The sequence below is a fragment of the Pseudomonas sp. PONIH3 genome, assembly GCF_002934345.1.
Lineage (GTDB): Bacteria > Pseudomonadota > Gammaproteobacteria > Pseudomonadales > Pseudomonadaceae > Aquipseudomonas > Aquipseudomonas soli.
Genome location: NZ_CP026386.1, coordinates 1,260,498 through 1,281,835, shown reverse-complemented (window position 1 = coordinate 1,281,835; position 21,338 = coordinate 1,260,498). Strand labels below are relative to the sequence as shown.

Sequence of the window (21,338 nt, the reverse complement as noted above, 5' to 3'; positions counted from 1 at the left end):
TATCCTGAAGAGGGTTTGCTGCGCGCCCTAGATTGCCATTCAACAGGTCGGGCCTGCACGATTTTTCAAGATATTCCAGCGAAGCGTTGCGGTGGACTCCAGCCCCCAGTGGAGCTTCAGCGCGGAGCTGAATACACGGGGTGCTGATCAGCGGCGATAGTAACGACGCTCGTCGTCATAGCGATGGTGCAGGGCGCGATCATGGTGGCGGTCCCAGTAGCGTTGCCGCTCCATTGCCCGGCGGTGCTGCTCCCGGCGCCATTGTTCGCGGCGCCACTGCTCTCGGCGCCAGTCGTCGCGGTGGTCATGCCAGCGCTCGTCGTGGCGGTAGCGGTCGTCATGGGCCAGCAGCGCTGCCGATGGCGCGCTTGCCAGGCTGGGCCAGGGGTGTTCGGCTGCGGGATGGCTCGCCGCGTCGAGGACCAGGGCGGAAGGTACAACAGTCTTCATCGGTGCGGCGGATGCCGAGCCTGCGGCCGCGAGTGCGAACAGGCCAACGAGCAGCATGCATGGGGCAGGGATTTTCATCAGTGAAGACAACCTCTGTGGGCAATTGAGCGTGTGGCCAGCGGATGCCAGGACAGCCGCGTGGCGCACTCACCCAATAGACCGGCAAAACGGAAAAAGTTCTGCCGGGCCCATGGCGGAATCATCAACGACTTCAGTGCGTTGCGCCTGGCGCGAGCCGGGCCACCTGATCGCCCTTGATCACTTCACCTGGCCGTTGTACACCACGGTCGCGGCGCCGTCCTTCTTGATGGTCAGCTTGTTGCCCTCGGCCATGCTTTCGACCATTTCCGAACAGCCGTCCACCTCCGCCTTGCCGTCCACATGCTCGCTGGCGGTGTCGAAGCTGAAGACATAGGTGGACGCCGGGCAGGCATTGCCGCCTTCGCCCGTGGACACAACGAGTACATAGCGGTTGGGGCCGAACGTATAGGCCTTTTCGATGGCAACGTAGCCGGTGCTTTCGGCATCGGCGACGACGGCCTCCATGACGTTCATCACGCCCGCCCGGGACTGGTAGTTCAGCGCGGTGCCCAGTTCCATGCCTTGCACGGTGAACGGCCCGGCGCCTTCGTCGCCGACTGGCAGCGGCTCGTAGGCGATGCTCGGCGCCAGTGGCGCGCTGGCCGGTTTGGCCAGCAGCGCGGGTTGCGGCTGGGGGTTGATGCACTGTCCACTTTCACAGATGCGCTCACCTTTGCAGTCGGTGTCCTTGGCGCATTGGCCAGACACTGCAGCGGTCTGTTCGGCCTTGTCGCAGCCGGCGATGGCCAGGGTGAGGAGGGCGAGGGTAAGCAGTCGCTTCATCAGCGAAGTCCTTTTCATGGATGAGGGCTGCGCAGTATCGCCAAACTGTGGGCAGATGTCGCGGGGCTCTATCTCAACCTAGGTCTCTGCTGGCTGCTCCACTTCATCCACGTAGGCTTCGAAAAACCAGTCGGGTATATCTTCGTTGCGGTACTCCAGTTGCACGCCATCGGTGATTTCCGCCAGCCACACCGCGCTCTGCCCGGAGTTGTCGAACACATAGGCACGATGGCTGGCGGCGATGGCCTCCGGGAGCAGGTCGAGGGAGCGCTCGTAGCGGCTGCGCACCAGATCGTCCCTGACGGGATGGCCGCCCGCGCGCACGCGAATGGCGACCCGCTCGATATTGATCCGCGGGTTTTCGGTCGAGACGAAATAGAGGTAGGTGCGATAGCCCTGGGTTTGTGCCAGGCGCATGAATTCGATCTTGCTCGGGTGCGACATGACGCTTTCGAAGGTGAAACTCTGCTTCGCCTCCAGCAGGCGCTGGCGAATGAAGTCGGCGATCACCGAGGCGAAGTACGAGTCCACTGGCACTGCACGGTAGTCGATCCGGTTGTCGAGCACTTGCAGTTGCCGGGCGTGCATGGCCAGTTGCCGGGAGGCAATCAGATGATGATCGAGATGGAACGTCAGCAGTTCGGCCTGAGTGGCCTGAATACCAAACGGGGCGAGGTCGACGAAGCCGCTGTCCTTTGCCTCTTGCTCGAGTTCGTCGGCATTGACAAAAAGGCGTGTCAGCGCCGCAGGCAGGCTTGCCTTGATGGTGCTCTTGCCCGAGCCGTTGGGGCCCGCAAAAACACGCAGCCTAGGCACGCCCGCCGGCCGTCTGGTCATCGACCCTGCGTACACTGATTATTTCGCCGACCCGGACCTTGCGCCGGGGGCTGGCTTGGCCCAGCACGGTCCGGGCACCATCGGCACCGACGCGCACCAGTTCACCGTCATCGACACACAGCACGCCGCGCTGGCTGGCCTGCAGGGCACGCAGGTAGGCCGAATGCGTAGCCTCGCTGGCGTGCAGGGGAATCTGTTGTTCAAGGGTATCGAGGTCCCGTTCGGAGACCTTCTTCGCTTTTGCTGCCATCGCTGGACACCTCCGCGCAATGTGAAACCGCTTGCGCACATGGGAGGCATCATAGCGTCGACGCTGTAAAAAGGCATCAAGGAGGGTCATCGGGCTGTCCTGAAGTGGATTCGCCGCAAAGTCTGGCACAGCGCTGCGCTCACTGTTTCCCCAGGCCGCGTAGTCCGTTTCCCAAACCTGAAACGGGGCCGTCGAGCGGCCCCGCTGATCCGGTGTCGGTCTTCAGAAGCCGAAGTCGCTCAGGCCCGGGTGATCGTCCGGACGGCGCCCCAGGGGCCAGCGGAACTTGCGCTCGGCTTCGCTGATGGGTTGTTCGTTGATGCTGGCGTGGCGATTGCGCATCAGGCCGTCCTCGGCGAACTCCCAGTTCTCGTTGCCGTAGGCGCGGTACCACTGGCCGCTGTCGTCGCGGTACTCATAGGCGTAGCGCACGGCGATGCGGTTGTCGGTGAAGGCCCAGAGCTCCTTGATCAGGCGGTATTCGAGCTCGCGGTTCCACTTGCGGGTGAGGAAGGCCTGGGCCTCTTCGCGGCTGCTGCAGAACTCGGCGCGATTGCGCCAGTGGGTGTCGGTGGTGTAGGCCAGGGCCACTTTGGCGGCGTCGCGGCTGTTCCAGCCGTCTTCGGCAAGGCGGACTTTCTCGATGGCGGTTTCACGGGTGAAGGGGGGCAGTGGTGGGCGGGACATCGTGGTCAATCCTCAAGGTCGGTAGGCTTGGTTTGCAGGATCGAGATTAGTCCGTTCGGCAGGTGGGGAGAATCGGTGCTCTCGGCACTTCATAATTGCTCTTTGCGGAACAATCCCCGCCTGGTTAGTCGGGCCCGTCTGTCTTCTATAGTTACCCCAGACATTCGCTGGAGCCCGCCATGACCCTGATCAGCCGCGAACCCTGGTGGCTCGTCCCGCCCAAGCCCGGGCAGACCGAGCAAGACCTGCACTGGGGCTACCTGGAAATCTACGCCGACGGCCGCACCGTGTTCGTCGACCAGCGCCCCAGTGAGCGGGAGCTGGCCGAACGCAAGAGTTGCCGTAACTTCCCCGACGCCGAAAAGCCCTGAGTCAACCTTCGAGCTGGGCCAGGCGCGCCTCCAGCGCAGCGACCCGTGCTTCCAGCGCCTCGATGCGCTCGTCCGCCGCGCTGGCGCGCGTGCCGCCTTCCTGCTGGCGGGCAGCGAGGATCGCCTCGATCTCGGCCGGGTCGCCCAGGGCGTGGGTGTAGCGGTCTTCGCGCTGGCCGGCCTGGCGCGGCAGGTGCAAGGCCAGGCCCCGCGAGACCAGGCGCTCGAGCTGGTGCTGGACCTGATCGACATCCTCGAACTCATGCAGGCGGTTGCTGCGCGTCAGCAGTTCGCTGAGGGTCTGCGGGCCACGCAGGAACATCAGGCCCATCAGCACCAGCTGCGCCGGTACCAGCTCCAGGCCTTTATCCACCCGCTGTTCCCAACGGTCGGCGCGGCTGCCCATCTGCAGGCGAGCCATCCCCTGGTTCTCCAGGGCGCGCAGGGCCTGGCCAACCTGGCCGGGGGAGAGGTTCATCACCGGTTCGCGGCTGGTCTTCTGGTTGCAGGCCAGGACCAGGGCATTGAGGGTCAGGGGGTAGGTTTCCGGGCTGGTGGCCTGTTTCTCGATCAGTGAGCCGAGCACGCGGATCTCGATGCTGTTGAAACGGCCTTCGCGGGTGCTTTCGTGTTCTGACATGGCCCTGTCTCATTGCGAGGAAAAGGCCACTAGCCTAGGTAAAGCGCCGGGCTTAAGCAATCACTGCTGGCGTCGCCGGCCAAGCCAGCTCCCCTGTGGCGTTGGAGCTGGCACGGCCGGGGTTTCAGCTGCTGGGCCGCTCCATGGCCTGGCAGGCCGCGGCGGTGAACAGCACGTCGGTCGAGGAGTTCAGAGCAGTCTCGGCCGAGTCCTGCAGTACGCCGATGATGAAACCGACCGCCACCACCTGCATGGCGATCTCGCTGGGCACGCCGAACAGGCTGCAGGCCAGCGGGATCAGCAGCAGCGAGCCACCGGCCACGCCCGAGGCGCCGCAAGCGCAGACCGCCGCCACCACGCTGAGCAGCACCGCGGTCGGCAGGTCGACCGGGATGCCCAGGGTGTGCACGGCGGCCAGGGTCAGCACGGTAATAGTGATTGCCGCGCCGGCCATGTTGATGGTCGCGCCCAGCGGGATCGACACCGAATAGGTGTCTTCGTGCAGGCCAAGCTTCTCCGACAGCGCCAGGTTGACCGGGATGTTGGCCGCCGAGCTGCGGGTGAAGAACGCGGTAATGCCGCTTTCGCGCAGGCACAGCAAGGTCAGTGGATAGGGATTGCGGCGGATCTTCCAGTAAACGATCAACGGGTTCATCACCAGGGCCACGAACAGCATGCAGCCCATCAGCACGGCCAGCAGGTGCAGGTAGCCGAGCAGTGCGTCCAGCCCCGACTGCGCCAGGGTGGCGCTGACCAGGCCGAAGATGCCCAGCGGGGCGAAGCGGATCACCATGCGCACGATCAGGGTCACGCCGTTGGACAGGTCCTCGACCACGGTGCGGGTGGTGTCACCGGCATGGCGCAGGGCCACGCCCAGGCCGATGGCCCAGGTCAGCACGCCGATGAAGTTGGCTTTGAGCAATGCGTTGACCGGGTTGTCCACGGCGCTGAGCAACAGGTTCTGCATCACCTCGGTGATGCCGCCGGGGGCGCTCAGCGTGGCCTCGCCGGTGCTCAGCACCAGGTTCGAGGGGAACAGCATGCTGGCCACCACGGCCACCACCGCGGCGGCGAAGGTGCCCAGCAGGTACAGCCAGAGGATCGGGCGGATGTGGGTTTCCTGGCCATGGCGGTGGTTGGCGATCGAGGCCATCACCAAAATGAACACCAGGATCGGCGCCACGGCCTTCAAGGCGCTGACGAAGACCTTGCCGAGGAACCCCAGGTCGCGGGCCACGTCGGGGGCGAGCAGGGCCAGGGCGATGCCGGCCACCAGGCCGATGCAGATCTGCGTCACCAGGCCGGTGCGGTTGATGAGGCGGAGGATGGGGGTCATGTGCAGCGCAATCCAGTTACGTGAAAGCGCGCGACTTTACCACAGACCACGCTGGCGCCTGTAGGCACGGTCCTACCAGTGAAACAGCTCGCGCCGCGCGCCCTCGGTGATCGCCAGGATCCCCGGGTGCTTGACCTTGCGCTCCACCGATATGGCGTAGAACGACTCGTTCACCGCCTCGGTCTGGCCGATCAGGCGCACGCCGTACTGGCGGCAGACCTCTTCGGCGATGACGCTGGGGGCGACGAAAATGCCGCTGCCCGATTGACCGAAGGCTTGCATGAGTGCGCTGTCGTCGAACTCGCCGACGATTCGCGGTTGTACCTGCTGCTCGGCCAGCCAGCGTAGCAGCCGGCTGCGCAGCACGGTTTCCTGGCCCGGGATCAACAGTGGCGCATCGTCCAGGCAGGCGGGGAAGGGCCGAACCAGGCGCTCGGCCAATTCCGGTGTAGCGAAGAAGCTCAGGCCGCACTCGCCGAGCTTCTGGCTGTAGCCCTTGATGTCCAGGTGGCTGGGCATGGGGCTGTCGGAGATCACCAGGTCCAGGCGCTGGATTGCCAAGTCCGCCAGCAGGCGCTCGAGCTTGTCCTCGCGGCAGTTGATACGCAGTACCTCGTCCAATTCCATGGTTGGCGCCAGCAGGCGGTAGACGATGGACTTGGGCACCACATCGGCCACGCCCACGCGAAACAGGATCTGCTCCTGCGGTCCGGCCCGCAGCATGGCCTCCAGTTCGCCGCCGATCTGGAACATCTGCTCGGCGTAGGCCAGGGCCTGGCGCCCGGTCTCGGTCAGTTCCAGCTGGCGCCCGACGCGCTGGAACAGCTCCAGGTTCCAGGTCTGCTCGAACAGGCTGATCTGGCCGCTGATGGTCTGCGGGGTGAGGTTGAGCTGTTCGCTGGCGCGGGCGATGCTGCCGGTCTTGGCCACCGCCCAGAAATAGTGAAGCTGGCGATAGTTGAGCATGCGTTTCTCGATTCGGGAAAACCGAAGTATATACGCTGAAAATACGAATTTTCCGGATGTTTCAGCCCCACTAGAATGCCACCCCATCAGGCGCATGAAGCGCCGCCCGGAATTCGACAAGCGAGGACCTCATGCTACAACTCAAATCCATTGGCACACCGCTGGTGCTGGCCCTGGCCCTGTTCGCCATGTCTGGCTGCGACCAGGCCGAAAAATCCGCCCAGCAGATGCTTGACCAGGCCGCCGAATCGGCCAAGCAGGCCATCGACAAGACCAATGACGCCGCCCAGCAGGCCTTGAGCGACGCCATCGGTGGCGATGGCGGGAAAGCCAAGACCGAAGACGACAAGAAAGACACCCAGGACATCTGAGAGCAGGACTGACCAATGGAATATTTGCTGGAACTCGCCGCAAGCCCCACCGCCTGGGTAGCGCTTGCCACCCTGGTGGCCATGGAGGTCGTGCTCGGCATCGACAACCTGATCTTCATCTCCATCCTTACCAACAAGCTGCCCGAGGCCTATCGTTCCAAGGCGCGGCGCATCGGTATCAGCATGGCTCTGGTCATGCGCCTGGCGCTGCTCAGTACGGTGGCCTGGATTGTCCAGCTGACCGAGCCGGTGATCGAAGTCTTCGGCCACACGTTCTCGTGGAAGGACATGATCCTCATTGCCGGTGGCCTGTTCCTGCTGTGGAAGGCGACCAAGGAGATCCATGAAAGTGTCGACCCTCATGGCGCCAAGGAAGAGTCCAAGGCCGGCAACGTCGTGACTATCGGCTTCACCGCGGCGATCTTCCAGATCCTGCTGCTGGACATCGTCTTCTCGATCGACAGCATCATTACCGCCGTGGGCATGACCGAGCACCTGCCGATCATGATCATCGCCGTGATCAGTGCCGTGATCGTGATGCTGGTGGCCGCCGACCCGCTGGCCAAGTTCATCAACGACAACCCGACCGTGGTGATGCTGGCCCTGGGCTTCCTGATCATGATCGGCATGACCCTGATCGCCGAAGGCTTCGGCGCCCATGTGCCGAAAGGCTACGTATACGCTGCCATGGCGTTCTCGACCGCGATCGAGATCCTCAACATCATGGCCCGCCGGGCGCGCTTGAAACGTGAGGCGACCGAGGGCTGACCTGGCGTGAACCATCGCGGGGCCAGCCCGCCGCCACAAGACATGTAGCTTGTGGCGGCGGGCTGGCCCCGCGATGCGTTTCAGGAAAGCTTCAGCTCAATGCGCCCCGGCATGCCGACGCGCACGGCGCACAGGTTGTGGTTTGACCAGGGCTTGAGGGGGTAGGTGATGTGGGTGCGCATGCCGGCGCACGATGCGCAGTACGCCCCAGAGCATGGCGGCTGCGACGCTCAGCCACATGCCAACCAGCATTAGAATTGCCATTGTCAGGCTCATGTGTGCCTCCTTCTCTCTGGCGAGCCAGGCCCGCCATCCAGACACTGCTTTAGTCTAGCCTTTTACCTGTGACGTTCCATTGACCGAAGGTCTAGGCTTTGTACGAAAAGTGCCTGCGCGACGATCATGCTGCGTAGAAAACAGTCTGGTGCGCCAGCCCGGTCGGAATGCTCATTGACAACCAGTCAAGTCGGGCGCGACCCCGGTCGATCCTCGCCTGTTTTGGCCTTGCCTGATCGCCGCTCGGCTACTTTTCATACAAACCCACGTGCTCGGGCCGTTTCGTTCCAAGCCCGCGTCGGGCTATACCCAAAGCCGCCCGCGCCCTATGATCGGCACTCATGGCCGGGCACCGCCTGCCTGGCGCTGGATCATGCGAGTGTCCATGTTGCAAAAACTCATCACGTCCCGGGCCCTGGGCCCACGTCGCCTGTTGGCCGCCTGCCTGGTGGCGGCCACGTTGTCGGGTTGTGCCAGCGCGCCACCGGCCGCGCTCAAGGGCCTGCCGCAGCGGGTCGAGATCAGCAGGGTTCCCTTCTACGGCGGCAACGCCAACCACAGTGGCTCGATGGCCCTGGCCGCCGTGTTGTCGCAGCAGGGCGCGCCGATCACGCCGGGCCTGCTCGACAAGTCGCTGGGCCTGCCTGCCGCCGCCGAGTCCCTGGAAACCGGCATTCCTCGGGTTGCCCGTGAATACGGCCGGGTCGTCTACCCGCTGGACAAACATCTGGATGCCTTGCTTGCCCAGGTGGCGGCGGGCTACCCGGTGTTGCTGCGTTATCAGGAAGGTTCGGCGTGGTGGAGCGAGCCGCGCTATGCGGTGCTGATCGGCTATGACCGCTACAAACAGCGGGTATTGCTGCGCTCGGGCATGCATCGGCGCCAGTTGATGGCCTTCGATGATTTCGAGTCGGCGTGGGCCAAGGAGGGTAACTGGGCGGTGTTGCTGCAATCACCACGGCAATTGCCGGCCCAGGTGGATCGCCAGCGCTGGTTGCAGGCGGCGGATGAACTGGCCCGTTCGGGGCAGGAGATCGCGGCGAGGCAGGCTGTCACCAGCCTCGGACGCTGAGGCTGAAATGATCGCGGGGCAAGCCCGCTCCCACAAGATTGGCCTTGTGGGAGCGGGCTTGCCCCGCGATGGCTTTACATCAGAAGCCCAGGCGATCGCGCAGGCTGTAGTACCAGGCGCCGATGGCGCTGAACGGCACACGGAGCATCTGGCCACCCGGGAACGGGTAGTGCGGCAGGCCGGCGAACGCGTCGAAGCGCTCGGCCTGGCCGCGCAGGGCTTCGGCCAGCACTTTGCCCGCCAGGTGGGTGTAGGTCACGCCGTGGCCCGAGCAACCCTGCGAGTAGTAGATGTTGTCACCGATGCGGCCGACCTGGGGCAGGCGCGACAGGGTCAGCAGGAAGTTGCCGGTCCAGGCGTAGTCAATCTTGACATTCTTGAGCTGCGGGAAAGCCTTGAGCATCTTCGGACGGATGATTGCCTCGATGTTTGCCGGGTCGCGCGCACCGTATACCACGCCGCCGCCGAAGATAAGGCGCTTGTCGCTGGTCAGGCGGTAGTAGTCGAGCAGGTAGTTGCAGTCCTCGACGCAGTAGTCTTGCGGCAGCAAGGTGCGGGCCAGTTCCTCGCCCAGCGGCTCGGTGGTGATCACCTGGGTGCCGCAGGGCATCGACTTGGCAGCCAGCTCCGGTACCAGGTTGCCCAGGTAGGCATTGCCGGCGACGATGATGAACTTGGCTCGCACTTTGCCCTGCGGGGTGTGTACCACAGGGTTGGCGCCACGTTCGATGCGCACGGCCGGGGTTTGCTCATAGATGATGCCACCCAGCGACTCGACCGCGGCGGCTTCGCCCAGGGCCAGGTTCAGCGGGTGGATATGGCCGCCACTCATGTCGAGCATGCCGCCAATATAGTTGTCGCAGGCCACCACTTCGCGGATACGCTTCTGGTCCATCAGCTCCAGCTGAGTATGGCCAAAGCGTTCCCACAGGCGTTTTTGCGATTCCAGGTGGCCCATCTGCTTACTGGTCAGCGCGGCGAACACGCCGCCGTCCTTCAGGTCGCACTGGATGTCATACTTGGCCACGCGCTCACGGATGATACGCCCGCCCTCGAAGGCCATCTGGCCGAGCAGTTGCGCCTGCTTGGGGCCGACGGTGCGCTCGATGACATCGATGTCGCGGCTATAGCTGTTGACGATCTGGCCACCGTTGCGGCCCGAGGCGCCGAAACCGACCTTGGCGGCCTCGACGATGCTCACCTTGAAGCCGTTCTCCAGCAGGAACAGGGCGCTGGACAGGCCGGTGTAGCCGGCACCGATGATGCACACATCGGTTTCCACCTCACCCTGCAGCGCCGGACGTGGCGGCACCGGGTTGGCCGAGGCGGCGTAGTAGGACTGGGGGTAGGGGGTGTTAGCCATGCTCGAGGAACCTCGTGTTTTATATTTTTAACGAATGTACCGATACTATCAATAATAATAAACACCCGCTAGTCGTCCGGTGAAAATCCTTTACGCCCCCCTGAAGCTCGGCCTTTCTATAAATAGTTTAAGATTCAGTAGCTTAGCGTGAAAAAAACAGTTGACAGGGTATCTGGATCGCGTAGAATGCGCCCCACACGACAGGCACATAGCTCAGTTGGTTAGAGCACCACCTTGACATGGTGGGGGTCGTTGGTTCGAGTCCAATTGTGCCTACCAAATCAGAAGAGGGCGATCCGCAAGGATCGCCCTTTTTGCTTTTGGTCGCGTCCAGCGGGCGAACCAGATGCGAGCTCGGCCGGTAAAATCCTTTTCCGCAGGTCGCCGGGGCGGTTCGGATGAATTTCGCAAAGTTTTTGATTTTTTTGAAAAAAACGCTTTACAGGCGCGCAGTCGATCACTAATATGCGCCCCACACGACAGGCACATAGCTCAGTTGGTTAGAGCACCACCTTGACATGGTGGGGGTCGTTGGTTCGAGTCCAATTGTGCCTACCAAATCAGAAGAGGGCGATCCGAAAGGATCGCCCTTTTTGCTTTCCGCCGTTCCTGGCCGCCGACACACGCTGCAACTTTCCACCTTCGCCTCATCCCTGCGGCCGAGCGGTTCGCTCATGCTAGAATCCGCTCCTTCGAATCTGGAGGTACAGGCGTGCGCAAACTGGCGGTGGTAATGGCGGTGTTGGCCCTGGCGGGCTGTAACAACGAGGTCGAAGGCGTGCACAAGCAGGTGGCCGAGCACCTGAACAACCCCAAGACGGCCAAGTTCGCCAACGTGCGTTTCGACACCCAGGGCTCCATCTGCGGCCAGGTGCGCGGCAAGGATGATGCCGGTCAGTACGAGCCTTACCGCAGCTATGTGGCGATCAAGCACGATGGCCAGTACGAGATCCTCATCGACGAGACCGGCAACAACCTGCGAATCCGCGAAGTCTGCGGTGGCGCCGACCTGCAGCGCCGCGCCGAGGCGCTGGCCGACCAGCCGGCGCCGGAAGGTTGGGATGTCGAGGTGATCCAGGGGCCGAACATGGGCGCCCTGACCGACATGACCGCACGCCTGATCGAAAAGGGCATTCCGTCCTGGGTCGAATACCGCGACGGCAAGCCGGTGGTACTGATGGGGCCGTTCCCGGCCAAGGCCGAGGCGGACGCGCGCAAGGCCGAGGTGATGGCCAAGCTGGGCACCGACTCGATCGTCATCCAGCACGGCGTCAAACGCTGACTGTCACCTGTACCTATCAGGTTCGACGCTGGGCAGGTGTCAGTTAGGACGCGTGCTTGCCTCGCGTTCGGTGCCGATCTCCTCGAACACGCTGATCAGATGTTCCGGCTGCCCGTCGGCGCGGCGCTCCAGCGAGGTGCGTGCCCGCACCCAGAGGTAGTGCCCGTCTTTATGGCGAACACGCTTCTGTACTTCGTATCGCTCGATCTCGCCGGCCAGCAGGCGCCGCAGTAGCGCCAGGTTGTCCGGCAGGTCCTCGGGGTGGGTGAGTTGCTGGAACGTCGTTCCGTACAGCTCGTCCTCACGGTAACCCAGCAGTTCGCAAAGGCTGCCGTTGACCCGCTGCCAGCTGCCATCCGGGTCAATGTAGGCCAGCGCGCCCCAGGCCAGTTCGAATATGGTGCGAAAGCGCGCCTCGCTCTGGCGCAACTCTTCTTCAGCCACCTTGCGCTCGGTATTGTCCATGCTGATGCCAACCATTTTCACCGGGCGGCCGGCGCTGTCGCCCAGCACCGTCGCGCGCGAGGCGATCCAGCGTTGACCGCCGTCGGGGCGGGTGATGCGGAAGTCGCACTCGCAGCCAGTACCGTCGGCCACGGCCTGGGCATACATGCCCTGCATGTGGCTGGCGTCCTCGGGGTGGATGTGCTCCCAGAAGTCCTCGTTGCGCCGTAGTGGCCAGCCATATACCGCCTCGACATTGGGCGAGTAGGTCACGTCGTCGGTGACCAGGTTCCACTCCCAGGTGACGATGCGCGCACCCTCCTGCGCCAGCTTCATGCGTGTCTCGCTTTCCATGATTTCGGCGGTGTAGCGCCGGCGCACGTCGGTCATCGGCAGCTCGACCACCTCGGCCTGCTGCACGCTGTGCAGGGCCTCCTCGCCGTAGCGCAGCCAGATCCAGTTGACCTTGAGCAACTCGGCCAGTTTGCGCAGGTTGGTGTAGTCGATTTCGCCACCGCGGGTCCACTTGTGCACCGCCGTGCGCGAGATTCCAAGGGCCGTGCCCACCGCCTGCAGGGTCAGCTTGTGGTGTTCGAGCAGTTCCTTGAGGCGAAAGGCGAAGCTGTTTTCCGTCATGGGTGCTGGATCCTTGGGCATGGACGAGGCGCTCAGTATACCTGAGCTGTCAACCTCAGGTTGACAGAGCGGTTGCGGCGCCCGACGGCGCCAGTTAACGTGGCGCCTGACCTATTCAGGACAGGGATGCACCGCATGAGCCGATCACTGGAACTCAACCGCGCCAGTTGGAATGAACGGGCGCCACTGCACGCTGCCTCGAAGGACTACGAGGTCGAACGCTTTGTCGCCGAACCCGGCCATCTGTCCGAGGTGGTGCGTTTCGACCTGCCGCGCCTGGGCGATATCCATGGCCTGCGCGCGGTGCACCTGCAATGCCATATCGGTACCGACACCTTGTCGCTGCCGCGCCTGGGTGCGGATGTCTGTGGCCTGGACTTCTCTGCCGCCTCGCTGACCCAGGCGCGTGACCTGGCCGAACGGTGCGGCGCTGGTATTGCCTATGTCGAAGCGGACGTCTACCAGGCGGCACAGGTGCTGCCTGCCGATAGTTTCGATCTGGTCTACACCGGTATCGGCGCGTTGTGCTGGCTGCCGAGTATCGAGCGCTGGGCGCAGGCAGTGGCGGCATTGCTCAAGCCGGGCGGACGCCTGTTTCTGCGCGACGGCCACCCGATGCTGATGGCGGTCAACGAAGACCATGCGGACCGTTTGCAACTGGAGTATCCGTACTTCGAGCGCGAGGCGCCCACTGTGTGGATCAGCGACCAGACCTACGTCGACACCGACCAGGCCCTGACGCAGACTGAAACCCATGAGTGGAACCATGGCCTCGGCGAGGTGATCACCGCGCTGTTGCGCAACGGCCTACGCATCACTGCCCTGGACGAGCACCAGAGCATTCCCTGGGAGGCCTTGCCTGGGCAGATGGCGTTGGGTGATGACGGCGAGTGGCGCCTGGTCGAGGCGCCATGGCGGCTACCGCTGAGCTACACGTTGCAGGCAATAAAGGTCTAGGCCGCAAGCTTTGTGGGAGCAAGCCCGCTCCCACAAGCCAGTCAGGCCTGGTGCACCGTCAGGACAAGAACCCGCCGTCCACATTGAGCGCGGTACCGGTGGTATAGCTGGAGGCGTCGCTGGCCAGGTACAGCACCGCCCCGGCCATCTCGCTCGGGTCGGCCACGCGCTTGAGCGGGATCTGCTGCAACGCGGCATTGCGGATGCTGTCGTTCTTCACCAGCGCCGAGGCGAACTTGGTGTCGGTCAGGCCCGGCAGCAGGGCGTTGCAGCGGATGCCGAACTGCGCGCACTCCTTGGCAAACACCTTGGTCATGTTGATCACGGCCGCCTTGGTCACCGAGTAGATGCCCTGGAACAGCCCCGGTGACACTCCGTTGATCGAGGCCACGTTGATGATGCTGCCACCGCCGTGCTCGCGCATCAGCTTGCCGGCTTCCACCGACATGAAGAAGTAACCGCGGATATTGACGTCGACGGTCTTCTGGAAAGCGCCCAGGTCGGTATCCAGCACGTTGCAGAACTGCGGGTTGGTGGCGGCGTTGTTGACCAGGATGTCGAGGCGCCCGAACTGTTCGCGGATGCCGGCGAACACCTGCTGGATCTGCTCCATCTCACCGATATGGCAGGCCACCGCGGTTGCCTTGCCGCCGGCGGCTACGATCGCCTCGGCCACTTGCTGGCAGCCGTCGAGCTTGCGGCTGGAGACGATCACATGGGCGCCCTGCTGGGCCAGCAGGTGGGCGATGGCTTCACCGATGCCACGGCTGGCACCGGAAACGAAGGCGATCTTGCCGTCGAGGTCGAACAGGTGGGTCTTGGACATTCGGGTATTCCTTGTTGTGGGCCGGGTTACAGGCTGGATTTGCCGATCAGTTGCAGGCTCATGTGCTCCAGCAGCTTGTTCATGTGGATGAACTGGGCGAAGCGTTTGTCCTGGGTCTGGCCGTGGAAGAAGCGGTAGTAGATCTGCTGGACGATGCCGGCCAGGCGGAACAGGCCGTAGCAGTAATAGAAGTCGAAGTTGTCGATACGGATGCCGGCGCGCTCGGCGTAGTAGTCGACAAACTGCTGGCGGGTCAGCATGCCCGGCGCATTGCTCGGCTGGCGACGCATCAGCTGTACTGGCGCTGGGTCGCCGGCCTCGATCCAGTAGGCCAGGCTGTTGCCCAGGTCCATCAGCGGATCGCCGATGGTGGCCATTTCCCAGTCCAGCACGCCGATGATGCGCATCGGGTTGGTGCTGTCGAGGATGACATTGTCGAAGCGGTAGTCGTTATGCACGATGCCCGGGCGCGGGTGGTCGGCGGGCATTTTCTCGCGCAGCCAGGCGATCACCTGTTCCCAGCGTGGCGCGTCGGGGGTCAGGGCTTTTTCATAGCGGCTGGCCCAGCCTTCGATCTGGCGCTGCACATAACCTTCCGGCTTGCCCAGGTCGGCCAGGCCGCATGCCTGGTAGTCCACCTGGTGCAGCTCGACCAGGCGATCGATGAAGCTCTTGCACAGTGCCTCGGTCCGACCGGCGTCCAGGTCGAGTTCGGCGGGGATGTCCGAACGCAGGATGATGCCGTTGACCCGCTCCATCACGTAGAACTCGCCGCCGATCAGGGCTTCATCGGTGCAGTGCACGTGGGCCTTGGGGCAATAGGGGAAACCGGCGTTGAGCTGGTTGAGGATACGGAACTCGCGGCCCATGTCGTGGGCCGACTTGGCTTTGTGGCCGAACGGTGGGCGGCGCAGGACGAATTCCTTGCCCGGGTAGGCCACCAGGTAGGTCAGGTTCGAGGCGCCACCGGGAAACTGGCTGATGGTCGGGCTGCCCTGCAGGCCAGGTATATGACCCTTGAGGTACGGATCGATGACGGCCGCGTCGAGTTCTTCGCCGGGGCGTACCTGGGTGGACTGGTCGGTGAGCGTCATGCGATTTCCTTATGATCGATAGCAAGGACTATTGGCTAATCTAATTTCCTGTCGAAGCTGGTACAAGCGTGCCAGGCGCTTATTGGCCTGGGTGTTGCCGGCCGATCAATGGCCCTGATGGACCGGCGTTGCGCGGGCGAAAAAAAACCGAAGCGCATCAGGCTTCGGTCTTTTTCATTCGCGATCTACCGCGCCAATCAGGCCGGGAACAGCTCGCTGAGCTTCATCGACAGCATCATGTCGCCTTCGACGCGCAGCTTGCCGCCCATGAAGGCCTGCATGCCGTCGGTGTCACCGCTGACGATGCCCTTGAGGGTTTCGCTGTCCATTACCAGGGTGCAGTTGGCGTCGGCGTTCTCGCCTTCCTGGATCTCGCAGGTACCGTCCTTGACCAGCAGGGCGTAGTGCTTGTCTTCGTCGGTGATGTTGAAGCCGAACACCAGGTCCAGGCCGGCGGCAGCTGCAGGGTTGAATTTTGCCTTCATCGCCTCGACGGCTTTAGCTACATCGCTCATGGTGTATTCCTTGTTAAGTGATATTCGCGTCCGCAAGGACACAACAGACCGGGCTCATCGGTAGGTGACGAGCTCCGGCAACCGCAACAGCCGCACATGGGCTTGGCTGTTGAAGGAAGCCAGGGTGACGTCGCGGCCACGGAACTTCAGGTGGCTGAGCGACGTGTTGATGATCTGCCAGTTCAGGGTGAATGCCTGAGCCGGCGTGATTCCGCTTACCAGGTGGAGCAGGGCGGCGATGGTGCCGCCGGAAGTGAACAGGGCGATGTTGTCGCCGCTGGCGGCGCTGTCGAGCAGGCGCTCCAGGCCGTCGCCGACCCGGCCAGTGAAGGACTGCCAGGTTTCCAGGCGGTCGTCGTGGTCGTGGTCGCCATCGTGCCAGCGCTGCACCATCAGCGCGAACAGGCGCTGGAACTCGCTGCGGTGCTGGGCACCGTTGCGCAGTACATGCAGGGCTTCGGGCTCTTCAGGCAGCAGGCGCGGGAGCAGGGCGCGAATCACGCCATCGGCGTCGAACTCGTTGAAGGCTGCATCGGTCTCAATGGCCGGCACCGGGTTGCCATGGGCATGCAGCGCGTCCAGGGCCAGGCGGGCGGTATCCTGCTGGCGGCGCAAGGTACCCGCCACGCAGCGGTCCAGGCGCAGGCCCAGTTGGGCGAGGTGTTCACCCAGCGCCTGGCTCTGACGTTCGCCCACGGGCGACAGCACGTCGTAGTCGGCGGCACCAAAGGAGGCTTGGCCATGTCGGATCAGGTAGAGGTTTCCCACGTTGAAGTCCGGCCCGGTTGGAGGTTGTTGCGAGGTTAGGTTGCCCCAGGCGGGCTGTCAACGAAAAAACATACAAGTGTTTGAAAAGGTCGTTTGAACTGTATTGCCAGCATTTTCACCCGCTGGCAGCGCCTCTGGCGCCCCGGTATGCTTGCATCCAGTTCGCGCCCTTGCGGCGCTGGTTTATCAAGGAGTCAATGTGGAGTTTCTTGCCGAATACGCAAGCTTTCTCGCCAAAACCGCCACCCTGGTGATCGCTATCCTTGTGGTGCTGTCGGCCATCGCCGGCCTGCGTGGCAAAGGGCGGCGCAAGCCGGGCGGGCAACTGCAGGTCACCCGCCTCAACGAGTTCTACAAGGAACTGCGCGAGCGCCTGGAGTCGGGCCTGCTCGACAAGGCCCAGCTCAAGGCTGTGCGCAAGCAGCAGGCCAAGGCGGAAAAACAGCAGAAGAAAAAGCCTGAGGACAAGCGCCGGGTGTTCGTCCTCGATTTCGACGGCGACATCAAGGCCTCGGCCACCGAGAGCCTGCGCAACGAGATCACCGCGCTGCTGACCCTGGCCACCCCACGTGACGAGGTGGTGCTGCGCCTGGAGAGTGGCGGTGGCATGGTGCACAGCTATGGCCTGGCGGCCTCGCAGCTGGCGCGCATCCGCGAGGCCGGTATCCCGCTGACCATCTGCATCGACAAGGTCGCCGCCAGCGGTGGCTACATGATGGCCTGTATCGGCGAGAAGATCGTCAGCGCGCCGTTTGCCGTGCTCGGTTCCATTGGCGTGGTGGCGCAGATGCCCAACCTCAATCGTCTGTTGAAGAAGCATGACATCGATTTCGAAGTGCTCACCGCCGGCGAATACAAGCGCACCCTGACCGTGTTCGGCGAGAACACCGAGAAGGGTCGGGAGAAGTTTCAGGAAGACCTGGACATCACCCACCAGCTGTTCAAGGATTTCGTCGCCCGCTACCGCCCGCAGCTTCATATAGACGAAGTGGCGACCGGCGAGGTCTGGCTCGGCATCGCTGCGCTCAATCGCCAGCTGGTCGACGAGCTGGGCACCAGTGACGAATACCTGAGCCGCAGCGCCCGCGAGGCCAACGTGTTCCACCTGCGCTTCGCCGAGCGCAAGAGCCTGCAGGAGCGCATCGGCGTGGCTGCCAGCGGGGCAGTGGAGAACACCCTGGTTGGCTTGTGGAGCAAACTCGGGCGTCTGCGCTAACACCTTGAACCCCTTGAAGATTTTTTTCTTCAAGGGGGTTGCAAGGTCCATCCAATGCCGACATAATGGCCTCCATCGAAACGCAGCTGACTTGAAAAAGCCCAGCGGTTTCAAGGAGATAGCGAAAGCTGACTCCGACTTTGAGGCCGAGTAGCAAAGTGGTTATGCTCCGGATTGCAAATCCGTCTACGCCGGTTCGATTCCGACCTCGGCCTCCACTATTCGAAACCCCGCAGATCTAGGTCTGCGGGGTTTTTCTTTGTACGCAAGAAACGCCAAGAGTTCCGAAACAAAAGGCATGGAGTTCCGAAACTTTAGCCTTTTGAAGGCTTGGCGATCGCTCCGACTCGACGATAAACGCGCTCGGTGATTCCCTCTTTCGAGTGGCCCAACAGCACACTTGCATCGCTCAGATCGTTGATCTCCGACGCCGCCTTCGGTCGGATGCCCCTGAACTGGAACTGCGCTATCCGGTTGACCAGGTCGGGTTTCTTCTCCAGTTCAGCCTTCACTCTGGCTGCCTCTCTTGCTTCTGCCCATCGGTTGCGAAGCATCCCCCAGCTCATGCGCTTCCCGACCCCACCAATTCAACGATGGACTAGCTCCAGCGAAAGCTGAAGAAAAACTCGAAACCGTGTCCGGGATGAGTTGACCACTACACAGTGGAGGTCCCGTTGGGTACATCGGCTTGGCGCCGTGAGGCCACAGTGAGAGCTGCGGTTGCGGCAGGACAGGCTGCGAAGAAGCGCATCGAGGCGCTTGAAGAGGGTGTGATCACCCTGCCGGAGCTTCTACGACATGAACACCTGGGATCTTTGTGCTACGCCGGAGTCCACGCGCCGTCGATGGAGGCTGGAGATAAATGAAAAGTGGTTCTTCTTGCTCAAAGCGATTCACAAGTGCCATTCGATGTCCAATCAAAGCCAATTGTATTTTATCGAAATAATGACGAACTAGCTGACAGGTTGAATACGATGGTAGGTCGAGCAATGGTTGCTGGTCGAATGTATCGTTAGGCTTGACACCACTGAGCGATTGAGCGAAATTATCCCCATCCTGTCATTCCTGCGCGTGTTGAGGAGTGGCGCCAAAAGCCCGGCTACTACGTCGGGCTTTCGCGTTTTTGAGGCATGTGAATCCACTCAAACGCGGTGGATGCGTCGAAGTTCAGTGAATAAAAACTTCAGAATACTGGTTGAATATACAGTGCTCGTGTGGCATAATTTCCTACATCAGCGACAGGTCTGAGGTTGGTGAAACCTCGTCACCCCTGATCTTCGCCAGAAGACCTCGAGTCTCGAACCATCGCCCATGAGCGCCATACGCCCAATACAGAGGCCTGAACTTAAATCAGCTCAGTAACGGAGTTTAAAATGGATAACGCAAACTCGGCGTCTCAAACCTTGCAAGATCTTTGGACTCAAGTAGACCCGGTGGAGAACACCGGCATGCTTAGGCGCGTGGTTTTTGCGCAAGGCAAGTTTTATGCGGCTGGTGGCAACGGTCTTCCCACAACCACTCAGCTTGTCACTGGAGACGCAACTGGTACAGCGTGGACCAAGCTCAAGGGCGCCGTCACCTCTGATAGCGGAAAGGTCCTCAACGAGCTGTACTGGAACGGTCTTGGGACAACGCTTCAAGGCCTTTCTCAATCCGGCAATGTGGTCCAGGGCAGCATTGCACGCCCTTTAAGGGATTGGACAGACCTTACGGCAGCTGCTCGCGCGTATGTAGACTTGCATGGCATTGTGTATTATCAGCCAATTTACGGCGACATCGCGACCTGGATACTGGTTGGGTCTAACGGTAAAGTCTTTTCCCGTTATGAGGATTGGTCAGGCACGGTGGAGCGCACTACGACCTTCACTTCTAGCGAGACTGTGTACTGCGTCAACGTCATTGGCGTTTTTGTGTTGATTGCGGGATCGAATGGGAAGCTGCTTAGCGCTGTGAAGATGCCAACGGGTAATCCGCAATCATTCGCGACCAGAACCAGCACCTTCGGCACTAGCACCATCCTTTCCATGAAGCTTTGCAACGGGAAAATGTTTATCGTTGGTGCGGATGGCAAGATGGCATATTCATCCGATGGGCTTACCTGGACTGCTGTTGAAGATACCAGTTTCGGTGGAACCATCATCCGCGACATTGCTTACGGTAATGGCAAGTATGTAGCTGTCGGCGACGGCGGCAAGACAGCCGTTTCCGAGGATGGGATCGGCTGGGTTCAGCAAGCCAACACTTTCGCAGGAACCGATATCCGCAGCGTCGCCTACGGTAACGGCAATTTTGTAGCTGTTGGTGCAGCCGGCAAGATTGCTTACTGGACTCCATGATCTTCTATCTCCTTGCGTAATAGAGCCCAGCCGTCGCGCTGGGCTTTTTTCATTTCTGATTCAGGCTCGCCACAGCCAGGGTGGCGATTGCGCCGACGCGACGGTAAACGCGCTCGGTGATCCCTTTTTTGAGTGCCCTGCTGTATGCAATTGCCTTAGAATGGCCGCTTTTCACCCCTCAAAGGAATGATTACGTGGTGAGCAACAACGCCATCTGCTGCCCGCATTGCCAAGGCCAAAATGTCCAGCTGCTATCCGTGATTCACGCTGCTGGTACCACTCGCATTCAAGCAACTCACCAGACCAACTCCAGCTATGGTCCTGTCACGATAGAAACAACTGGTCGGCATCAGACCGATTTGGCTGCTAGCGTAGGTCCGCCCCCGGGCAAACGCCTGTTGGGTCCTGTGATCATGACCGGAGTAGGTATCATCATCCTCTACGATGGTCTCAAGCTGATTAACACTTACTGGGGTGTCGATTGGACCAGGTTCTTCATCGGAGCCACGCTCGCCACCATCGGTGTGATCGGATTTGTGCGCCACTGGAAGTTCAACGTTGCGCAGTACGACAAGCTGGAAGAATGGCGCCGCACATGGCTATGCCACGCGTGCGCCACGCGATTCCAGCCTTGAGCTACCTGGAAAGGCGCCTTCGCAGACTCTGTGAAAACTTGATCTCTTCGAGCCATTAAAAGCAAAGTCCGTTTACGTCGGTTGGATTCCGGTCTCGGTCTCCACCATTCAAAACCCCGCAGATCCAGGTCTGCGGTTTTGGTTATTCAAGGATGAAACGCAATGAAGAAACTCAAAGAACTGGACGCAGCCGCCACCCGTTACCTGAACAGGTACTCTCGCAAGCAGTTTTTCTCGATGTTCGTTGTGATAACGGCAATCAACTATTGGTGCGCCTACAACGTAGAGGGATACAAATCGATCTGGCTGGCAATGATCGGCGGCTGGTTCTTCGGTATGACCTTCGCGCCGTTCCATGCTAAAAAGAGCCAATCCTGA

25 protein-coding genes, 3 tRNA genes and 1 pseudogene are annotated in these 21,338 nt (G+C 61.8%); 13 read left to right on the top strand and 16 right to left on the bottom strand.

Features of this window, described 5'->3' with window-relative positions:
• Window positions 1-147 precede the first annotated feature (147 nt).
• From C3F42_RS05860 to C3F42_RS05840, 5 genes are all read right to left on the bottom strand, one after another.
• A complete protein-coding gene (locus C3F42_RS05860; RefSeq protein ID WP_094010472.1) occupies window positions 148-528 on the bottom strand; it encodes a hypothetical protein in 381 nt (126 codons plus the stop codon).
• 180 nt (window positions 529-708) lie between these two features.
• Complete coding sequence (locus tag C3F42_RS05855; RefSeq protein ID WP_094010471.1) at window positions 709-1,314, bottom strand: hypothetical protein; 606 nt, start codon at window positions 1,312-1,314, stop codon at window positions 709-711.
• A gap of 78 nt (window positions 1,315-1,392) precedes the next feature.
• A complete protein-coding gene (locus C3F42_RS05850) occupies window positions 1,393-2,151 on the bottom strand; it encodes a zeta toxin family protein (RefSeq protein WP_104444165.1) in 759 nt (252 codons plus the stop codon).
• Window positions 2,123-2,401 (bottom strand): hypothetical protein, encoded by a 279-nt coding sequence (locus C3F42_RS05845; protein ID WP_023631519.1) that lies wholly within the window; start codon window positions 2,399-2,401, stop codon window positions 2,123-2,125. Before C3F42_RS05845 ends, C3F42_RS05850 begins: the two co-directional genes overlap by 29 nt.
• Window positions 2,402-2,623: 222 nt before the next feature.
• A complete protein-coding gene (locus C3F42_RS05840) occupies window positions 2,624-3,088 on the bottom strand; it encodes a DUF1348 family protein (RefSeq protein WP_046856235.1) in 465 nt (154 codons plus the stop codon).
• 179 nt (window positions 3,089-3,267) lie between these two features.
• Here C3F42_RS05840 and C3F42_RS05835 point away from each other — a divergent pair, with 179 nt between their 5' ends.
• Window positions 3,268-3,459 carry a hypothetical protein gene (locus C3F42_RS05835; RefSeq protein ID WP_023631521.1) on the top strand — a complete coding sequence of 64 codons (192 nt, stop codon included), beginning with the start codon at window positions 3,268-3,270 and terminating at the stop codon, window positions 3,457-3,459.
• 1 nt (window position 3,460) lies between these two features.
• Here the strand turns inward: C3F42_RS05835 and C3F42_RS05830 are convergent, their stop codons facing one another.
• The 3 genes from C3F42_RS05830 to nhaR all read right to left on the bottom strand — a co-directional run bounded on the left by C3F42_RS05830 (window position 3,461) and on the right by nhaR (window position 6,401).
• Window positions 3,461-4,099, bottom strand: coding sequence for a YceH family protein (locus C3F42_RS05830; protein ID WP_038705805.1), 639 nt, complete (start codon window positions 4,097-4,099; stop codon window positions 3,461-3,463).
• A 124-nt stretch (window positions 4,100-4,223) separates the two neighbouring features.
• Window positions 4,224-5,435, bottom strand: coding sequence for a serine/threonine transporter SstT (gene sstT, locus C3F42_RS05825; protein WP_038705806.1), 1,212 nt, complete (start codon window positions 5,433-5,435; stop codon window positions 4,224-4,226).
• A 72-nt stretch (window positions 5,436-5,507) separates the two neighbouring features.
• A complete protein-coding gene (gene nhaR / locus C3F42_RS05820; protein ID WP_104444164.1) occupies window positions 5,508-6,401 on the bottom strand; it encodes a transcriptional activator NhaR in 894 nt (297 codons plus the stop codon).
• Between the two features lie 131 nt (window positions 6,402-6,532).
• Here nhaR and C3F42_RS05815 point away from each other — a divergent pair, with 131 nt between their 5' ends.
• The gene (locus tag C3F42_RS05815; RefSeq protein ID WP_023632245.1) at window positions 6,533-6,772 is read left to right on the top strand and encodes a hypothetical protein; all 240 of its coding nucleotides are present in this window, start codon (window positions 6,533-6,535) and stop codon (window positions 6,770-6,772) included.
• A gap of 15 nt (window positions 6,773-6,787) precedes the next feature.
• Window positions 6,788-7,540 (top strand): TerC family protein, encoded by a 753-nt coding sequence (locus C3F42_RS05810; protein WP_038705807.1) that lies wholly within the window; start codon window positions 6,788-6,790, stop codon window positions 7,538-7,540.
• A gap of 96 nt (window positions 7,541-7,636) precedes the next feature.
• Here the strand turns inward: C3F42_RS05810 and C3F42_RS05805 are convergent, their stop codons facing one another.
• Complete coding sequence (locus C3F42_RS05805) at window positions 7,637-7,816, bottom strand: hypothetical protein (RefSeq protein ID WP_081941225.1); 180 nt, start codon at window positions 7,814-7,816, stop codon at window positions 7,637-7,639.
• Window positions 7,817-8,144: 328 nt separating this feature from the next.
• Here C3F42_RS05805 and C3F42_RS05800 point away from each other — a divergent pair, with 328 nt between their 5' ends.
• Window positions 8,145-8,888 carry a peptidase C39 family protein gene (locus tag C3F42_RS05800; RefSeq protein WP_094010469.1) on the top strand — a complete coding sequence of 248 codons (744 nt, stop codon included), beginning with the start codon at window positions 8,145-8,147 and terminating at the stop codon, window positions 8,886-8,888.
• Between the two features lie 79 nt (window positions 8,889-8,967).
• Here the strand turns inward: C3F42_RS05800 and C3F42_RS05795 are convergent, their stop codons facing one another.
• The gene (locus tag C3F42_RS05795; RefSeq protein ID WP_094010468.1) at window positions 8,968-10,251 is read right to left on the bottom strand and encodes an FAD-binding oxidoreductase; all 1,284 of its coding nucleotides are present in this window, start codon (window positions 10,249-10,251) and stop codon (window positions 8,968-8,970) included.
• 202 nt (window positions 10,252-10,453) lie between these two features.
• Between C3F42_RS05795 and C3F42_RS05790 the strand changes: the two genes are divergently transcribed.
• The 3 genes from C3F42_RS05790 (at window position 10,454) to C3F42_RS05780 (ending at window position 11,533) form a co-directional block, all read left to right on the top strand.
• Window positions 10,454-10,530 (top strand) — tRNA-Val (locus C3F42_RS05790).
• A 202-nt stretch (window positions 10,531-10,732) separates the two neighbouring features.
• Window positions 10,733-10,809: transfer RNA gene (locus tag C3F42_RS05785), tRNA-Val, on the top strand.
• A 154-nt stretch (window positions 10,810-10,963) separates the two neighbouring features.
• Window positions 10,964-11,533, top strand: coding sequence for an SPOR domain-containing protein (locus C3F42_RS05780; RefSeq protein WP_038705819.1), 570 nt, complete (start codon window positions 10,964-10,966; stop codon window positions 11,531-11,533).
• A 39-nt stretch (window positions 11,534-11,572) separates the two neighbouring features.
• On the opposite strand, the gene C3F42_RS05775 is transcribed toward C3F42_RS05780, so the two are convergent.
• Window positions 11,573-12,613 carry a helix-turn-helix transcriptional regulator gene (locus tag C3F42_RS05775; protein ID WP_094010467.1) on the bottom strand — a complete coding sequence of 347 codons (1,041 nt, stop codon included), beginning with the start codon at window positions 12,611-12,613 and terminating at the stop codon, window positions 11,573-11,575.
• Between the two features lie 135 nt (window positions 12,614-12,748).
• On the opposite strand from C3F42_RS05775, the gene C3F42_RS05770 reads away from it, so the two are divergent.
• Complete coding sequence (locus C3F42_RS05770) at window positions 12,749-13,570, top strand: class I SAM-dependent methyltransferase (RefSeq protein ID WP_104445285.1); 822 nt, start codon at window positions 12,749-12,751, stop codon at window positions 13,568-13,570.
• A gap of 58 nt (window positions 13,571-13,628) precedes the next feature.
• Here C3F42_RS05770 and C3F42_RS05765 read toward each other — a convergent pair whose 3' ends face one another.
• The 4 genes from C3F42_RS05765 to C3F42_RS05750 all read right to left on the bottom strand — a co-directional run bounded on the left by C3F42_RS05765 (window position 13,629) and on the right by C3F42_RS05750 (window position 16,773).
• The gene (locus C3F42_RS05765) at window positions 13,629-14,396 is read right to left on the bottom strand and encodes an SDR family oxidoreductase (protein WP_046856224.1); all 768 of its coding nucleotides are present in this window, start codon (window positions 14,394-14,396) and stop codon (window positions 13,629-13,631) included.
• A 26-nt stretch (window positions 14,397-14,422) separates the two neighbouring features.
• Window positions 14,423-15,490, bottom strand: a complete 1,068-nt coding sequence (locus C3F42_RS05760; RefSeq protein ID WP_094010466.1) for a phosphotransferase family protein — start codon at window positions 15,488-15,490, stop codon at window positions 14,423-14,425.
• A 197-nt stretch (window positions 15,491-15,687) separates the two neighbouring features.
• On the bottom strand, window positions 15,688-16,005 hold the full coding sequence (locus C3F42_RS05755) for an SCP2 sterol-binding domain-containing protein (RefSeq protein ID WP_023630010.1): 318 nt from the start codon (window positions 16,003-16,005) through the stop codon (window positions 15,688-15,690).
• Window positions 16,006-16,059: 54 nt separating this feature from the next.
• Window positions 16,060-16,773: a histidine phosphatase family protein gene (locus C3F42_RS05750; RefSeq protein ID WP_038705820.1), complete on the bottom strand. Its 714-nt coding sequence runs from the start codon at window positions 16,771-16,773 to the stop codon at window positions 16,060-16,062.
• A gap of 199 nt (window positions 16,774-16,972) precedes the next feature.
• On the opposite strand from C3F42_RS05750, the gene sohB reads away from it, so the two are divergent.
• Complete coding sequence (gene sohB / locus C3F42_RS05745) at window positions 16,973-17,989, top strand: protease SohB (protein ID WP_094010465.1); 1,017 nt, start codon at window positions 16,973-16,975, stop codon at window positions 17,987-17,989.
• A gap of 144 nt (window positions 17,990-18,133) precedes the next feature.
• Window positions 18,134-18,207, top strand: a tRNA-Cys gene (locus tag C3F42_RS05740).
• A gap of 96 nt (window positions 18,208-18,303) precedes the next feature.
• Here the strand turns inward: C3F42_RS05740 and C3F42_RS05735 are convergent.
• Window positions 18,304-18,564: pseudogene (locus C3F42_RS05735) on the bottom strand (integrase); the annotation flags it as partial.
• A gap of 798 nt (window positions 18,565-19,362) precedes the next feature.
• Here C3F42_RS05735 and C3F42_RS05725 point away from each other — a divergent pair.
• The 3 genes from C3F42_RS05725 to C3F42_RS05715 all read left to right on the top strand — a co-directional run bounded on the left by C3F42_RS05725 (window position 19,363) and on the right by C3F42_RS05715 (window position 21,338).
• Entirely contained in the window at window positions 19,363-20,325 is a 963-nt protein-coding gene (locus C3F42_RS05725) for a hypothetical protein (protein WP_094010463.1), read from the top strand.
• Between the two features lie 128 nt (window positions 20,326-20,453).
• Window positions 20,454-20,960, top strand: a complete 507-nt coding sequence (locus C3F42_RS05720; protein WP_158659535.1) for a hypothetical protein — start codon at window positions 20,454-20,456, stop codon at window positions 20,958-20,960.
• A gap of 162 nt (window positions 20,961-21,122) precedes the next feature.
• Window positions 21,123-21,338, top strand: a complete 216-nt coding sequence (locus tag C3F42_RS05715; RefSeq protein WP_094010461.1) for a hypothetical protein — start codon at window positions 21,123-21,125, stop codon at window positions 21,336-21,338.

Coding starts and splice junctions, on each gene's coding strand:
- C3F42_RS05800 (WP_094010469.1), top strand. CDS start 8,145: ATGATCGGCACTCATGGCCGGGCACCGCCTGCCTGGCGCTGGATCATG.
- C3F42_RS05815 (WP_023632245.1), top strand. CDS start 6,533: ATGCTACAACTCAAATCCATTGGCACACCGCTGGTGCTGGCCCTGGCC.
- C3F42_RS05855 (WP_094010471.1), bottom strand. CDS start 1,314: ATGAAGCGACTGCTTACCCTCGCCCTCCTCACCCTGGCCATCGCCGGC.
- C3F42_RS05715 (WP_094010461.1), top strand. CDS start 21,123: ATGAAGAAACTCAAAGAACTGGACGCAGCCGCCACCCGTTACCTGAAC.
- C3F42_RS05765 (WP_046856224.1), bottom strand. CDS start 14,396: ATGTCCAAGACCCACCTGTTCGACCTCGACGGCAAGATCGCCTTCGTT.
- C3F42_RS05755 (WP_023630010.1), bottom strand. CDS start 16,005: ATGAGCGATGTAGCTAAAGCCGTCGAGGCGATGAAGGCAAAATTCAAC.
- C3F42_RS05830 (WP_038705805.1), bottom strand. CDS start 4,099: ATGTCAGAACACGAAAGCACCCGCGAAGGCCGTTTCAACAGCATCGAG.
- C3F42_RS05760 (WP_094010466.1), bottom strand. CDS start 15,490: ATGACGCTCACCGACCAGTCCACCCAGGTACGCCCCGGCGAAGAACTC.
- sstT (WP_038705806.1), bottom strand. CDS start 5,435: ATGACCCCCATCCTCCGCCTCATCAACCGCACCGGCCTGGTGACGCAG.
- C3F42_RS05840 (WP_046856235.1), bottom strand. CDS start 3,088: ATGTCCCGCCCACCACTGCCCCCCTTCACCCGTGAAACCGCCATCGAG.
- nhaR (WP_104444164.1), bottom strand. CDS start 6,401: ATGCTCAACTATCGCCAGCTTCACTATTTCTGGGCGGTGGCCAAGACC.
- C3F42_RS05725 (WP_094010463.1), top strand. CDS start 19,363: ATGGATAACGCAAACTCGGCGTCTCAAACCTTGCAAGATCTTTGGACT.
- C3F42_RS05845 (WP_023631519.1), bottom strand. CDS start 2,401: ATGGCAGCAAAAGCGAAGAAGGTCTCCGAACGGGACCTCGATACCCTT.
- C3F42_RS05810 (WP_038705807.1), top strand. CDS start 6,788: ATGGAATATTTGCTGGAACTCGCCGCAAGCCCCACCGCCTGGGTAGCG.
- C3F42_RS05835 (WP_023631521.1), top strand. CDS start 3,268: ATGACCCTGATCAGCCGCGAACCCTGGTGGCTCGTCCCGCCCAAGCCC.
- C3F42_RS05795 (WP_094010468.1), bottom strand. CDS start 10,251: ATGGCTAACACCCCCTACCCCCAGTCCTACTACGCCGCCTCGGCCAAC.
- C3F42_RS05850 (WP_104444165.1), bottom strand. CDS start 2,151: ATGACCAGACGGCCGGCGGGCGTGCCTAGGCTGCGTGTTTTTGCGGGC.
- C3F42_RS05770 (WP_104445285.1), top strand. CDS start 12,749: ATGAGCCGATCACTGGAACTCAACCGCGCCAGTTGGAATGAACGGGCG.
- C3F42_RS05775 (WP_094010467.1), bottom strand. CDS start 12,613: ATGACGGAAAACAGCTTCGCCTTTCGCCTCAAGGAACTGCTCGAACAC.
- C3F42_RS05860 (WP_094010472.1), bottom strand. CDS start 528: ATGAAAATCCCTGCCCCATGCATGCTGCTCGTTGGCCTGTTCGCACTC.
- C3F42_RS05805 (WP_081941225.1), bottom strand. CDS start 7,816: ATGAGCCTGACAATGGCAATTCTAATGCTGGTTGGCATGTGGCTGAGC.